This is a genomic window from Paenibacillus doosanensis (assembly GCF_025060755.1).
Taxonomy (GTDB): Bacteria; Bacillota; Bacilli; order Paenibacillales; family NBRC-103111; genus Paenibacillus_S; species Paenibacillus_S doosanensis.
The window spans coordinates 1-15,030 of sequence record NZ_JANYUY010000031.1 but is presented as its reverse complement, the minus strand read 5'-3'; the positions used below and the strand labels follow the sequence as shown (position 1 = coordinate 15,030).

The window sequence follows — 15,030 nt, the reverse complement described above, 5'->3', positions numbered from 1 at the left end:
AAAAGGAAGGATTTTAAGATGCCATGGCCGATGATACATTTCTCGATTGCTTTTCAAATGTTTGGAGGACATCCTCCACATGATTTTTTTCTCGGGAGCATTGCCCCGGATGCTGTACAGTTCAGGGAAGATAAGTTATCCAAAGCGAAGTCTCACTTGCGCGATGGTATGGGAAGCTATCCTGAATGGCCTGGATTAATCGATTTTTATGACAATAGAGTTCAATATGATAAAGATGCTGGATATACTATGTTTTTATTAGGATATCTCAGTCATATTATTGCAGATGACCTATGGGGTAAGTATAAACGCAAGATCAGCAATCAGAATAAAAACGTCCTGCAAGCTATTTGGAATGAAGAAAACAAGTATGATTTTCACCTCAAACGAACCGTTCTCTGGAGAGACGTTATCGAACAACAAGTAGTCGGAGCCGCACTTTATGAATTGGTTGACCTATATACCTTAGAGGAACTGGATACATGGAGACGGAAATTGTTCATGTGGCTGAAAAATCCCGAAAATGAACCGTCATTCGACAATCAATACTTGAAAGACTCTAATGTGCGAGTATTTATTGACGAAACCGCTGATGAAATTGCTTATTGGATGCAATCTCAATTAGCTATATCCTTAAGGGGGCGGATGGATGAGGATAACCAAAATCACCATTTTTCTGTTATTAGCAACATTTGTTTTACTTGCTGGCTGTATCGGCTGCGAAAATTCACAAATCAACGAGGGCCGTCAAGCAGAAGTAATAAAAACCGCCGCCGGAACAAATGATGAAGCAAATGCGGCTCTTACGGACAACGAAGCTAAGGAGATTCTCACCCAGCTTTTGCCGAAGGCGGTAGATATCGTTGCAGGCATGTTTAACGGTTCCGGGGCGTTTAAAGAGGATGCGTCGCAGACGATTCCGGGCGAGGAGCAGTATCGACGGATCTACGGGGATAAATGGAAGTCGGGAATCGATACCAGTAGTGTCAACTCGATAGCGGATTTAAAGAAAGTGGTCGAGCAAGTATTCACCCGGGATACCGCTCAAAAGCAATTGTATAGCCGTTATCTGGAAACGACGGATACCGGTCTGCCTCTCTATAAGGACTATGAGGGGCGGCTGTACGTGAACACGCAAAACGGGGGGCACGGATGGGCGACCCAATTTTTGATCGATACCGCCAAGGTGAAGAGCCAGAAAGATCATGCCGCCGAAATTACGTTAGATACAACGGTGCTTGACGACCCGTACGGCACAGCGATTATAAAGATCGAATATGTAAACGGTCAGTGGCTGATGGCATCGGGGCTCGACGATTATGAGACGATAATTGACGGATCTGCCAAATAAATCGGATGGCTGAAGCGGGGCGGTATAGTTTCATTATACTATTTTTCTACACACCGATAGGAAGGAGCGGAAGGTATACTGAAGATACAATCCCCATAAAAAGTAGGATGATTTGTGCATAATTATGAGCTTAATGAAAACGTTGTTTATTCGGAAATCGTCAGCAAGCTGCGCCATGCCGGCTCTGTTTTTGCGGAGGATGAGGCGCGGCTTCTCATCTCGTCTGCGCCGACTTCTCAGCAGCTCGCTGCATGGGTGGAGCGGAGAATCGCCGGAGTTCCCGTCGAGTATTTAATCGGATGGGTGGAGTTTTGCGGCCTGCGGATTCAAGTGGACCCGGGCGTTTTTGTGCCGCGGTATCGAACCGAGTTTTTGGCCCGGCAAGCGGCTGCCCTCGTTCAGCCGGGAGCCGTCGTGGTGGATATGTGCTGCGGCAGCGGAGCGATAGGGGCCGTTGTAGCGTCAGCGTCGGAGCGTATCGAGCTGCATGCCGTCGATATCGATCCGGTCGCGGTGCGCTGCGCCCGACGTAATATCCAATCCGTTAGCAGCTTCGTGTACGAAGGCGATCTCTATGCACCGCTGCCGGATGAGCTTCGCGGCCGGGTTCATGTGCTCATAGCCAATGCGCCCTATGTGCCGACCGAGGCTGTGAAGCTTCTGCCTCAGGAAGCCCGGGAGCATGAGTCGCTGGTTGCTCTTGACGGCGGCTCCGACGGCCTTGACGTTTTGCGCAAAATTGCCGCCGCCGCACCATCCTGGCTTGCACGGAACGGCTGTCTTCTGATCGAGACGAGCGAGCGCCAGGCGCCATTGGCCGCAGAGCTTTTGGCTCAATACGGACTTCGCTCTACAATGGTACGATCGGAAGAAGAAGATGCTACGGTTATTATCGGGACACGGGCAGACCGTATGAATGGAAGAGATGATTTATGAACATCAACGTCAATGCAAACAAACCGGAGGCAGACGAAGGATGTCCTTGTCCGACTCCGGTTTGTTTTTTGCTGGTCCCCCGCAACGTGCCGCCCCGATAACTATTTCCCGTTCTTACCCTGCACATAAGAAGCGCTGAACAGGAACAAGCGCATCAGCAGATACAGCGAAGGGATGAGCAGCAGCAAGCCGGCGATGAACGCGATAATGAGCGCGACGCCCATCGTAGGGCTTGTGACGCTGGCATGGATTGTGACGAGCGGATACAAGATATAGGGCAGATGAGCCGCGCCATAGCCGAAGAAGGCGAAGGCGAACTGCAGCATGACCATAATGAAGGCGACGCCCAGCCGCTTGCGCTGCCAGATCAAATACGTTGCGACCAGGAAGCAGAGAAGGGAGAGCGCGAACATCCAGGCCAGTTCCATCATTCTCTCGAAATGCCACGGGCTGTGGGCATGGATCGAGAAAAAGACGAGCAGACTGGCCAGAATGGTCGGCGCGCTCCAGCCGATGGCGAAGCCGCGCAGCACCTCCATCGCCTTGTAATCCTTCGCTTTGTCCGCATAGTAGGTCAGGAAGGAGGCGGAGATGAACAGAATGCTGACCAGCGATAAAATCACGACGGACCAGGCGTACGGGCTTGTGAACAGCCTGCCGTATTGTAGGACGACCTGACCGCCCCGTTCCTCGATATAGCCGCCCTCCGAGATCGTCAGCACGATGGACAGCGAGGCCGGGATGAACAGACCGCTGCTGCCGTACAGCAGCAGGTAGACCGGGTTGTCCTTCGCTCCGTATGTGCTGAAGGCGTAGTAGGAGCCGCGGATAGCGAGCAGAACGATCGCTATGCTCCCCGGAATGAGCAGGCCGGTTCCGAGGTAATAGGCGGTGTCCGGGAAAAATCCGACCATGCCGACCATAAAGAAAATAAGAAAGACGTTCGTCACTTCCCAGACCGGCGACAAGTAGCGTTCGATGATGCCGTGAACGAGATGCTTCCGTCCGGTGATCATGCTGTAATAGCTGAAGAAACCGGCCCCGAAATCGATGGATGCGACGATCAGGTATCCGTATAGAAATAGCCATAGAACCGTAATGCCGATGAGCTCGATATTCATCTCGGTTTGCCTCCTTCGATGCCGCGGCTGATCATTTCCTGTTCGGCCGTGTTGGTGCGGAACAGCTTGCGCAGCACGGCCCAGACGGTTACGGCCAGCAGCATGTACAGCAGCGAGAACAAGAGCAGCATCCAGTCCACATGAGCGGCCGTCGTCGCTCCATGCTCCGTTCTCATATAGCCGCGGAGAATCCACGGCTGACGTCCGGCTTCGGCGAAGATCCAGCCGCATTCGATAGCGAGCATGGCGAGCGGTCCCGATGCCGCGATGCAGCGCAGCAGCCAGCGGGGCAGCGCCTGCCCCTTAGCCGCCCGCGCCTTGCGGGAGAATAGAATGTAGCCGATACAGAGCACGATCAGCAGGCTGCCGATGACGACCATGATGTCGAACAAGTAGTGGATATACAGCGGCGGACGCTCGTCGGCCGGTATATCGTTCAGTCCCGTTACGACGGCGTTCGGCTTGCCGAACGCGAGGATGCTGAGCGCATACGGCAGCTTGAGTCCGTAGCGGACTTCCTGGTTCTCGGTCAATACGCCGCCGACGACGAGAGAGGCCCGGGCGGTCGTCTCAAAATGCCATTCGGCCGCGGCCAGCTTCTCCGGCTGGTATTCGGCGAGGAATTTGCCGGACAGATCGCCGATGAAGGCGGTCAGCAGCGAGAAGATGAGCCCGGCGAGCATCGTCAGCTTCAGCGCTTTCCGGTAGTAGATATGCTTCCTTCCGGCGAGCAGCGATACGGCGGCCGCCGCCGCCAGCACGAAGGCGCTCGTCATGTAGGCGGAAGAGAGCACATGCGCCGTCTTCGTCGGCGTAGCCGGGTTGAACATGGCGACGAGCGGGTCGATATCGACGATCGTGCGCCCCGACAGCTTGAAGCCTTGCGGCGTATTCATAAAGGCGTTCACCACGGTAATGAAAAAAGCCGATGCCGAAGAGCCGATGATGACGGGAAGCGCAAGGGAGAAATGAGTCCAGGGATTACGGAACCGGTCCCACGTATACAAATAAATGCCGAGAAAGATCGCTTCGAAGAAAAAGGCGAACGTCTCCAGAAACAGCGGCAGCGCGATAGCTTGACCGGCGATTTGCATAAAGCTCGGCCACAGCAGATTGAGCTGCAGACCGATCGAGGTGCCGGTCACGACGCCGACGGCGACGGTAATGACGAAGCCTCGCGCCCAGCGCCGCGCAAGCAAAGTGTAATAAGGGTCCTTCAGCTTGATCCCGAGAAACTCGGCAATGGCGATCATTACGGGAACGCCGACACCGATCGTAGCGAAAATAATGTGAAATCCGAGCGTGAGCCCCGTTAAAATGCGGCTGTACACCACCGGGTCGTAGGTCATCATGATCATCAACTCCTTATAAGGTAGGATATGGTTTTATTGTTTACCTATTCCCTTTACGTTAGTATAAATGATCATTGTGATTTAATTCACATAATCTGTGAAACGGAGGTGAACTTATCGTTACAAAATGATGATCTTGCCGAAATAATCGACAATTATTGATCGTTTGTTGATTAATCCACATATCGCGAGGAATTGATTATTGCAAGCATGTTGATTCTGTTTAGACTAAAACGTGAGTTGATAAAACAAGCAGCGTTCATAAAATCGCCCATTTGATTTTTATTTAAGCAAATAAGGGAGGAACAACGAAATGGATTATACGAAACTTGGGAATACCGGTTTGGATGTGTCCCGGATTTGTCTTGGTTGTATGGGCTTCGGCGACGCGGAGAAGGGGCATCATCGTTGGGTGCTCGATGAGGAGCGCGCTCGCCCAATCATAAAAAAGGCACTGGAGCTTGGAATTAATTTTTTTGATACAGCAAACGTCTACGCTGAGGGAACGAGCGAAGAGATCGTTGGAAACGTACTCAGGGATTATGCAAACCGCGATGAAGTTGTTATCGCCACTAAAATACATGGACGGATGCATCAAGGGCCCAACGGCGCCGGCCTTTCCCGCAAAGCGATCATGAGCGAAATCGATAAGAGCCTTAAGAGATTGAAAACCGACTACGTCGATTTGTATCAAATTCATCGTTGGGATTATAACACGCCCATCGAAGAGACGATGGAGGCGCTTCACGATGTAGTCAAGGCTGGTAAGGCACGATACATCGGCGCTTCCGCCATGTGGGCATGGCAGTTCCAAAAGGCGTTGCATATAGCCGAGAAAAACGGCTGGACTCGATTTGTATCTATGCAAAATCACTTAAACCTCATTTACCGCGAAGAGGAGCGGGAGATGCTGCCGCTCTGCAAGGAAGAAAAAATCGGGGTCATTCCGTATAGCCCGCTCGCAGGAGGAAGATTAGCGCGGGAGGCATCTACGCATCGGGCCGATACCGATCAAATTGCAAAACAAAAATACGATGCCGCAGCGGACGTGGATCAATTGGTGGTCGACCGCGTCGCGGTTCTTGCGGAAAAACATGGCGTTCGCCGTGTTCACATCGCACTGGCGTGGCTGTTGCACAAAGAACCGGTAACCGCCCCCATCGTCGGGGCTACGAAGATTTCCCATCTCGAGGATGCGGAAGCTGCCTTTTCCATTAAATTAACATCTGAAGAGATTGCGTTTTTGGAGGAACCGTATGTACCGCACCGAGTCGTCGGGCATTCATAATTCCGCCTAAGGAAGGTGATGTGCCTGTGAAACCATGATCGCCGCCATCACTCATTGGGAATGTGGCCGGAAGAATAAAGCAAGAGCCGTTCGTTTATGTATAAGCTCGAACGGCTCTTTTGGCATCATCTATGTCTTAATAACGATACGTTCAGATAGGCTATCCTCGTAACAGCATTTTTTCGGATTCATCCTGTACCATGCTTTTCAAATCATGGCCGGTCGGGTTCTGGAAGATCCGTAGACCAAAATCCGGCGCGACCGCAAGAATATGATCGAAAATATCAGATTGTATGCCCTCATATACAGCCCAGTTGATGTCATTGGTAAAAGCGTAAACTTCCAAAGGGATTCCTGTCTCCTCTGGAGCCAACTGCCGGATCATACGAGTCATTCCCTCATGGATGTTGGGGTGGTGCTCTATATAGCTCTGGATATATGCCCGGAATACGCCTATATTCGTCATCGCACGGCCATTCACTCTTACGGAACGATCAATACCGTTTTCCTGGTTGTATTGATCGATTTCTGCTTCTTTACGAGCAATGTACTCATTCAGAAAATGAATTTTTCTAAACTTCTCAATCATTTCCGGTGTGCAGAAAGCTATGCTGCTTACATCGATATAAACTGCGCGTTTAATCCGGCGGCCGCCGGAGTTTTGCATGCCCCGCCAATTTTTGAACGAGTCCGAGATTAGGGCGTACGTCGGAATCGTAGTAATGGTTTTATCCCAGTTTTGTACCTTGACGGTATTTAAGGAAATATCAATCACGTCACCGTCAGCCCCGTACTTAGTCATCTCGATCCAATCGCCAACCCGGACCATGTCATTGGCCGTCAACTGGACGCCGGCAACCAGCCCCAACAAGGAATCCTTGAAAATTAACAGCAGAACAGCCGATAAAGCGCCGATGCCGCTCAGCAAGATCAGAGGACTTTGACCGATTAAATTGGAGATGACCAGAATGCCGCCGATCGTAAATAAAAAGATCTTAACGACCTGTATATAGCCGCGAATGGGCCGGGTCTTGGATATTTCATAGGTAATATAGATATCGTTGATGGCATTCAGCAGCGCATCCAGCACGAACATCATCACGATGATCATATAGACGAAGACGCCCTTCGCGATTAAGTACGTATAGAGCGGGAACGAAAAAGAGAAATAGTAAATAATGATGGCCGGTACAAGATGAGAGAGCCTCTGAATGATTTTATGTTCTAGAATGTAATGATTCCAAGTCGTCCGACTGTGGTTTCGTATATACGCAGTAACAAGCTTCAGTACAATTCCCTTCGTAACATAATTGGCAAAGATACAAAGCAAAGCGATCCCAGCGATCAATATTGCATCGGCAAGATAAACAGTTGCAGCTCCATGGAAACCCATACTCTCAAGTAACTTTGTAATATATTCCATAATCGCCTCCTGAAAAATAAAAAGTCCCCCTTGTAATACGCACAAGTGGGAGTTTATTACCTACTATCTTACCTGAACGGTCCAAACCCGTCAATGATTACAAGCCTGACACTGCAGAAGCTTTATTCAGATAAGCTTGTCCTCCTAACCGCAGGAATAATGTCTGCGAATAACAACATAATGTCGTTTTAGCTGAGGGATATGTTGCTTTTGCTTGAATATTTCGGAAGACCGCAGGAAAAAATGTAACGAAACAAGCGCGAAGCTTCTTTAACGGAGGATACTATGGTTTTTATCGTCTCTATCCTTATCATTGCCGCGTTCGTATTATGGGGCATGATGAATCCGGAAGGTTTGGTCAAACAGGCAGATCAATTTCTGGCTTTTACAACAAGCAACTTCGGATGGTTTTATTTATTTGTGACCTTCGGTTTTTTAATCTTTGTAGTTTACTTGGCCTTTAGCAAATATGGACAGATTCGGTTGGGCCATGATGAGGATGAACCGGAATTTTCCGATCTGAGCTGGTTCGCCATGCTGTTCAGCGCTGGAATGGGAATCGGGCTGGTCTTCTGGGGCGTAGCCGAGCCGCTTTCCCATTATACGACACCGCCGCAAGGTGCGGAAAGTCAGTCTGTTGAGTCGGCAAGGCTCGCTATGCAATACGCGTTTTTTCATTGGGGACTTCATCCTTGGGCCATCTATTCGGTTGTGGGAGTGACTCTTGCTTATTTTCAATTTAGAAAAAAACGTTCGGGTCTCATAAGCCAAACTTTATTCCCGCTAATTGGGGAGAGAGTTAATGGGACGTTAGGAAAATTAATCGATATACTGGCTATTATTGCTACTTCCTTTGGCGTAGCCACTTCACTCGGGCTTGGAACGCTGCAAATTAATGGAGGATTTCAATTTATATTAGGCATCTCGAATCATGTCAGTGTCCAAATCGTCATATTGATTGTGTTGACTTTGCTATATTTGCTCTCTGCCACTACCGGACTGGATAAAGGAATAAAGCTACTGAGTAACGCTAACCTGATTCTAGCGCTGGGGCTTCTGGTATGTACGTTCATTCTTGGACCTACATCATTTCTGCTGGATACCTTTACGCTAACCGTAGGCGGCTATTTGCAAAATTTAATTCAAATGAGCTTGAGGCTTACGCCATTCACTCAAGGGACATGGGTTAGCAATTGGACGCTGTTCTACTGGGCGTGGTGGATTGCCTGGGCGCCTTTTGTCGGTATGTTCATTGCAAGAGTTTCGAAAGGAAGAACGATCAAGGAATTTGTACTGGGCGTTCTTTTCATACCGAGTCTCTTCAGCTTCGTCTGGTTTTCGGTATTCGGAGGAACAGGTTTGCATGAGCAGATCATGGAGGGAATCCAGCTGTCGGAAGCTGTGAGTAAGGATATGACCGCCGCTTTATTTACTGCTTTAAGCCACTTGCCCTTCGGTAAAATGCTTGCAATGCTTTCGCTTCTGCTCATTATTACATTCTTTGTCACCTCGGCAGATTCAGCGACCTATGTGTTGGGCATGTTCTCTTCCAACGGAAGTCTGGACCCGTCTAGGAAAATTAAAATTACATGGGGGCTAACACAATCGGCGATCGCCCTCGTCCTGCTGCTGAGCCAGGGGCTTAATGCATTGCAAACGGCTTCGATTGTTACCGCGCTTCCGTTTTCCATTATTATGGCACTGATGTGTGTTTCTTTAATGAGATCACTTAGAGAAGAATTGCGAAAAAGCAAGAAGAGGGAACTGGAGTTTCGTAGAGCAGTAGAGCGCTTGGTAACAAAAGAAGCACAACAGACAGAATAACGGCTGATGGTTTAGAGATTTCCCATTCTGTTTGCGCCAGCGTTTGTGGCTATTGTTATGGCCGAAAAACTGCACCCCAATTGTTAGCTTGTGTCTAACAATTAGGGTGCAGTTCGCTATTTGTTAGATAATCGGCAATTATGGATTTATTGTTGATTAATCCACACATCGTGGGTAATTAATTATTGCAAGCATTGGGATTCTGTTTAGAATTATAATCGTGAGTTGATTAAACAATCAATGTTCATTTACATGAAGCCGGTGCTTGATAAGAAATACATTATTGCGCAAAGGAGCTGCAAGTATGGAGAGGCCCTATATTGTTTGCCACATGGCAACTTCATTGGATGGGGAAAATCGCCGGGAATTTTTTGAAAGTAGAGCGAGACGCCGACTTCACAGATATATACGAAAAAAATTCATGAGCATTATGAGGCGAAAGCTTGGATGTGCGGCAGAGTCACCATGGAGGAACACTTTACATTAGGGCATACATTAAGTTTGCAACACGAAGACATCCCGCGAGCAAGTATCCGACGCTTACTTGGCTCACCTTCAAAAAATAGGCATATCTTGAAACTTGAAACAGGATTCATAATTATCCGAAGAGGGAGCTATAAGTTTGCAAAACCGAAACCATTTGCTTATTTTTATATTGTCTGTCGGCATTTTCGGTATTTTAAATACCGAGATGGGGGTGATCGGGATATTGCCTTCCATTGCGGAACACTATAACGTAAGTATCTCCCGGGCGGGGTGGCTGGTGAGTCTGTTTGCCATAGCTGTAGCCGTGTCTGGTCCAACCATGCCGTTATTGTTTTCGGGAATCAACCGGAAGAAGGTCATGCTACTCGTACTTGGCGTTTTCGTAGTTGGAAACGTGGTTTCCATTTTTGCGTCAAACTTTGCCGTTGCCTTAATTGCTCGCGTCATACCGGCCTTTTTTCATCCCGTATATTGTTCATTGGCGTTAACCGTAGCTGCCGACTCGGTCAGCGAGGAAGAAGCTCCTAAAGCAGTTTCCAAAGTTTTTATTGGCGTATCGGCCGGCATGGTCATCGGTGTACCCATCGCCAGTTTTCTTGCCAGTGCGGCTTCTTTAGAAGTGGCAATGATATTCTTTGCTGTTGTCAATATCCTTGTATTCTTGGCTACATTGCTATTTATACCCTCTATGCCTGTAAAGGGCAGGCAGTCTTATGGGGCTCAACTGTCCGTATTAAAAAAAGCAATCACTTGGGTTTCCATAGCGGCCGTCATTTTATTGAATTCATCCGTTTTTGGAGTTTATAGTTATCTTGCGGAGTATTTGAAAACAGTGACAAATATGTCTTCAAATTCGATCAGTTTCATGTTATTCATGTACGGTGGAGCCAATATTATCGGTAATGTGGTCGCAGGCAGGCTGCTTACGAACCATGCTGTCAGATCCGTCGCAGCTCTTCCATTTGTATTGGGAGCCGTGTACATCATGTTGTTCTTCTTTGGAAAGCTTAGCGTCCCGGTCGCCGTCATGACTTTAATCTGGGGGATCGTAGCGGGTATTGGAGGCAATATCAATCAATATTTAATGATGTCCGCAGCTCCGGAAGCGCCTGATTTCGCTAACGGCTTGTTTTTAACATCAGCTAATGTAGGGACAACCTTGGGTACGGCCGTAGGCGGGCTATTTATTTCAGCGATGGGTACGCAATACGTCGTAATCGCGGGATTACTTTCGTTGATATTAAGCACGGCCGTCATTTTACTAAGACATTACATGCTTACCCCTGCTCAACAATCGGTCTCGTGATGAATTACCAAGTACGAGAATGTAAGGAAAGATGCTGTGCAAGGCTTGTTCGTTGAGGTTTATACTAACAAGGTTGTGTTGCGCGGCCGCGAATTCAGCAACCGGACATGGCTTTCAGATTGAATCAAGTGCCTGTACGGTGATCAAGTGCTCCCAGAACACCCGAGCAAGCAACGGAGTCTATCGGTACTCCGCAGCAGAGTGACGATAAGCTATACAGAATCCAATTATGATTCGATTGGATCACTATAAAATCCCAAAGGAACCTTCCGAAAATAATAAACAGTTTGTACTAAATTGTTTAATAATCAACGAATCACTCTCTTTTAACCATTGATAGTATCATGAATTAATCTATAATTATTAACAGGTGTTGATTATTTTTCGGAATTAATAGGAGGTTATATATATGATTACTGCTCATGCGCGAGCTGCATTCAGTCCGGAAGGCCCGTTTAAACTTACCACAATCGAGCGTAGGGACCTTCAGCCGCATGATGTCCTCATTGAGATAAAGTACGCAGGCATTTGCCACTCCGATATTCACACGGCTCGCGGCGAGTGGGGACCAGTGAACTATCCGCTCGTTCCAGGCCACGAGATTGCAGGTATCGTCACCCAGGTTGGTTCGAAAGTCACCAAGCATGCCATCGGCGACCGGGTAGGGGTAGGCTGCATGGTCGATTCCTGCGGCGAGTGCGTTAACTGCCATAAGGGAGAGGAGCAGTATTGTCTTAGCGGCAATACGGGCACCTATGCAGCCATCGATCGGTACGGGCAATATACGCAAGGGGGATATTCCACCCATATCGTCGTAACCGAAGACTTCGTGGTTACAATTCCTGACGGGATGGAGCTTGATGCTGCCGCACCGCTCTTGTGTGCCGGTATCACAACCTATTCGCCACTGCGTCATTGGGGAGCCGCCCCTGGCAAGAAGGTAGCTGTTGTCGGGCTTGGCGGTCTTGGACATATGGCTGTGAAGCTTGCTCATGCCATGGGGGCGGAGGTTACGGTTTTATCACAGTCATTGAAGAAAAAAGAAGACGGTTTGCGGCTTGGTGCAGACCATTATTATGCCACAAGCGATCCTGAGACGTTTAAGAAGTTGGCCGGTTCTTTCGATCTCATCGTGAATACTGTGAGCGCGCAGATTGATATTAACGCCTACCTTTCGCTTTTGGCGCTGGAGGGTACATTGGTCAACGTCGGTGCGCCGGCGGAGCCGTTGTCCGTCAACGTATTCTCCCTTATCGGTCATCGTCGGTCATTTGCTGGCTCGATGATCGGCGGTATTCGCGAAACGCAAGAAATGCTTGATTTCTGCGCAGAACACCACATCGCTCCTGAGATCGAAGTGATTTCCGCGAAGCAGATCGATGAAGCCTGGGAGCGCGTGCTGGCTTCGGATGTCCGGTATCGATTTGTAATCGACATCAGCACGATGGAGAATGAGTAAATTGTAATCCTTACAAATATGAAGGGCACGCCTACACAGGTGTGCCTCTTCACTTGGAAATAATCGTATGGTTACTTTGCTTAAAAAGCCGGGATATGGGCGGAATTAAATGAATAATACTATGACGGATCGATCCGGATTCGCAGTTTAATCTCGTTGCGCTGGCTCCGGAAGTCTCCGGGATTATGCTGAGCATGTACGGCTCCATCCTGCGGCTTAGTATAGCTGCATGGGTCTCATTCAGCTGCCAAAAAACAAGCAGGAGGCTTAACTATGAATCGAATTGAAAAGAGCCGAGAAACGTACAAACAACTCTTCGGCGATGAAGTGCCGGCGGCCTATGCTGCCGATCCTGATTTTCAGGACATCCTGAGCCGCTTCATTTTTGGGGAAGTTTTTTATCAAGGCAGTCTGGATAACAAACAGCGCGAGCTTATTACTCTCGTGGTGCTTGCAACCAATCAAACCTTACCGCAGCTCAAAGCTCATACTCTTGCCGCGCTGAACGTCGGACTCACACCGGTGGAAATCAAAGAAGCCGTTTACCAGTGTGCGCCATACCTTGGTTTCCCCAAAACGTTAAACGCCATTAATGAGGTCAATGAAGTTTTCAAAGCCAGAAATATTACCTTGCCGCTTGAAAGCCAGAAGCAGGTGGACGAAGATAATCGTTTAGACAAAGGGCTTGCCGTGCAGGTGGAGATTTTCGGGGATGTCATTGCAAAAATGCGGGAGAATGCCCCGTCCAACCAAAAGCATATTCAAGATTACCTTTCCGCCTTCTGCTTCGGCGATTTCTATACCCGCGGCGGTCTTGATTTAAAGACGCGAGAGCTGTTGACTCTCTGTATTGTAAGCAGCCTTGGCGGCGCAGAAGGTCAAGTGAAGGCACATGTACAGGGTAACCTGAATGTGGGCAATGACAAGGAAACCATGATCTCAGCCCTCACTCATTGTCTTCCTTATATGGGCTTTCCGAGAACATTAAACGCTTTAGCCTGCGTCAATGAAATCATTCCGGAGTAGTTGAATGCAAAGGAGACAAAAGCATGTTTAACGAAACTTACAAATTATCGAATGGCGTAGAGATTCCCCAATTAGGTCTTGGCACCTGGCTGCTTGACAATGAACAGGCGGCACAGGCATTGCGCGATGCGGTATCTATCGGATATCGCCATATTGATACGGCTCAGGCTTATATGAATGAAGCCGGTATAGGCGAAGGAATCCGTTCTTGCGGTATCGCAAGAGAAGAGCTTTTCATCACGACAAAGGTTGCTGCAGAATTAAAGACCTATGAAGCCGTTACGCAGTCCATTAATGAGTCTTTAGCAAAAATGGAACTCGATTACATTGACCTTCTGATTATCCACAGCCCGCAGCCTTGGAAGGAGTTCCGTGAGGAGAACCGTTACTTCGAGGAAAACAAGGAAGTATGGAAAGCGATGGAGGATGCTTATATGGCAGGCAAAGTAAAGGCAATCGGCCTTTCTAACTTCCTTCAGGATGATATAGAGAATATTTTGGCAAGCTGTGAGATCAAGCCTATGGTAAATCAGATTTTGGCGCATGTGAGCAATACTCCGTTGGAGCTCATTGAGTTCTGCCGGAAGAATGACATCCTGGTAGAAGCCTATTCGCCCATTGCACACGGCGCAGTCCTTGATCATGCTGAGGTTAAGGTAATAGCCGATAAGTACGGCGTATCTGTTGCCCAGCTTTGCCTGCGTTATGATATCCAGCTTGGTCTTGTAGTCATTCCTAAGACGGCAAATCCAGATCATATGAGAATCAATGCGGAGCTTGATTTTGTGATCAGCGATGCGGATATGGAGACTTTGAAGAAGGTAGAGCACATCCAGAATTATGGCGAGCACAGCTTCTTTCCGGTATTTGGCGGGAAATTAAAGTAAATCAGATATTTATTGGAGGCGTAAAAATGGCAAAGCATGAAGAAGTAAAAAATGGCGTCATTTTCCCAGCGGGCGAAAAAAATGAAGCATTTGCGCAATATTTTGTCGGGCAAAGTTATCTGAAAACATTAATTGCCGATCCTAAAGTGAATGTTGGCGTCGGGAATGTGACCTTTGAACCGGGATGCAGAAATAATTGGCATATTCATCGCGATGGATTTCAACTTTTATTAGTAACCGGCGGCGAAGGCTGGTATCAAGAAGAAGGCAAGCCTGCTCAATTTTTAAAAGCCGGCGATGTTATTGTCACCCATGATGGAGTCAAACATTGGCACGGTGCTGCAAAGGACAGCTGGTTTGAACACATCGCAATCACGGCAGGCAAACCGGAATGGCTGGAACCCGTAACAGACGAGGAATATAACAAGCTTTAAGCTCGGAATGTCGTACAAATGGGAGTAATTGTTCGTACCGTAAGATGGTTTAAACATCTTACGGTATTTTTTTGTTGTTTAGGAAATGATGCGCAGCTATTTCCTGTGAATATCCGGGGGCTCCCCCGAAAGTAATA

Annotated in this window: 13 protein-coding genes; 10 read left to right on the top strand and 3 right to left on the bottom strand. The window is 48.3% G+C overall.

Translation table 11 applies throughout. The annotated features are described in order from the left end of the window. Positions 1-18: 18 nt before the first annotated feature. From N0M98_RS20675 to N0M98_RS20665, 3 genes are all read left to right on the top strand, one after another. Complete coding sequence (locus N0M98_RS20675; RefSeq protein WP_259619009.1) at positions 19-786, top strand: zinc dependent phospholipase C family protein; 768 nt, start codon at positions 19-21, stop codon at positions 784-786. 55 nt (positions 787-841) lie between these two features. After that, positions 842-1,351 (top strand): hypothetical protein, encoded by a 510-nt coding sequence (locus N0M98_RS20670; RefSeq protein WP_259619008.1) that lies wholly within the window; start codon positions 842-844, stop codon positions 1,349-1,351. 114 nt (positions 1,352-1,465) lie between these two features. Further along, positions 1,466-2,287 carry a putative protein N(5)-glutamine methyltransferase gene (locus N0M98_RS20665; protein WP_259619007.1) on the top strand — a complete coding sequence of 274 codons (822 nt, stop codon included), beginning with the start codon at positions 1,466-1,468 and terminating at the stop codon, positions 2,285-2,287. 101 nt (positions 2,288-2,388) lie between these two features. On the opposite strand, the gene N0M98_RS20660 is transcribed toward N0M98_RS20665, so the two are convergent. Both N0M98_RS20660 and N0M98_RS20655 read right to left on the bottom strand, forming a co-directional pair. Next, on the bottom strand, positions 2,389-3,408 hold the full coding sequence (locus tag N0M98_RS20660) for a cytochrome d ubiquinol oxidase subunit II (RefSeq protein WP_249865169.1): 1,020 nt from the start codon (positions 3,406-3,408) through the stop codon (positions 2,389-2,391). Then, entirely contained in the window at positions 3,405-4,760 is a 1,356-nt protein-coding gene (locus tag N0M98_RS20655) for a cytochrome ubiquinol oxidase subunit I (RefSeq protein WP_259619006.1), read from the bottom strand. The genes N0M98_RS20660 and N0M98_RS20655 overlap by 4 nt, the downstream gene beginning before the upstream one ends. A gap of 313 nt (positions 4,761-5,073) precedes the next feature. Between N0M98_RS20655 and N0M98_RS20650 the strand changes: the two genes are divergently transcribed. Next, positions 5,074-6,048 carry an aldo/keto reductase gene (locus N0M98_RS20650; protein WP_259619005.1) on the top strand — a complete coding sequence of 325 codons (975 nt, stop codon included), beginning with the start codon at positions 5,074-5,076 and terminating at the stop codon, positions 6,046-6,048. A gap of 160 nt (positions 6,049-6,208) precedes the next feature. Here the strand turns inward: N0M98_RS20650 and N0M98_RS20645 are convergent, their stop codons facing one another. Then, a complete protein-coding gene (locus N0M98_RS20645; protein ID WP_259619004.1) occupies positions 6,209-7,471 on the bottom strand; it encodes a mechanosensitive ion channel family protein in 1,263 nt (420 codons plus the stop codon). Between the two features lie 285 nt (positions 7,472-7,756). Here N0M98_RS20645 and N0M98_RS20640 point away from each other — a divergent pair, with 285 nt between their 5' ends. The 6 genes from N0M98_RS20640 (at position 7,757) to N0M98_RS20615 (ending at position 14,893) form a co-directional block, all read left to right on the top strand. After that, complete coding sequence (locus N0M98_RS20640) at positions 7,757-9,295, top strand: glycine betaine uptake BCCT transporter (RefSeq protein ID WP_249865165.1); 1,539 nt, start codon at positions 7,757-7,759, stop codon at positions 9,293-9,295. A gap of 622 nt (positions 9,296-9,917) precedes the next feature. After that, on the top strand, positions 9,918-11,087 hold the full coding sequence (locus tag N0M98_RS20635) for an MFS transporter (protein ID WP_259619003.1): 1,170 nt from the start codon (positions 9,918-9,920) through the stop codon (positions 11,085-11,087). A gap of 409 nt (positions 11,088-11,496) precedes the next feature. Next, positions 11,497-12,546 (top strand): NAD(P)-dependent alcohol dehydrogenase, encoded by a 1,050-nt coding sequence (locus N0M98_RS20630; protein WP_259619002.1) that lies wholly within the window; start codon positions 11,497-11,499, stop codon positions 12,544-12,546. Between the two features lie 273 nt (positions 12,547-12,819). Then, complete coding sequence (locus tag N0M98_RS20625; protein ID WP_259619001.1) at positions 12,820-13,572, top strand: carboxymuconolactone decarboxylase family protein; 753 nt, start codon at positions 12,820-12,822, stop codon at positions 13,570-13,572. Between the two features lie 23 nt (positions 13,573-13,595). Then, a complete protein-coding gene (locus N0M98_RS20620; protein WP_249865162.1) occupies positions 13,596-14,459 on the top strand; it encodes an aldo/keto reductase in 864 nt (287 codons plus the stop codon). A 26-nt stretch (positions 14,460-14,485) separates the two neighbouring features. After that, positions 14,486-14,893 carry a cupin domain-containing protein gene (locus N0M98_RS20615; protein ID WP_249865161.1) on the top strand — a complete coding sequence of 136 codons (408 nt, stop codon included), beginning with the start codon at positions 14,486-14,488 and terminating at the stop codon, positions 14,891-14,893. The last annotated feature ends 137 nt before the right edge of the window (positions 14,894-15,030 follow it).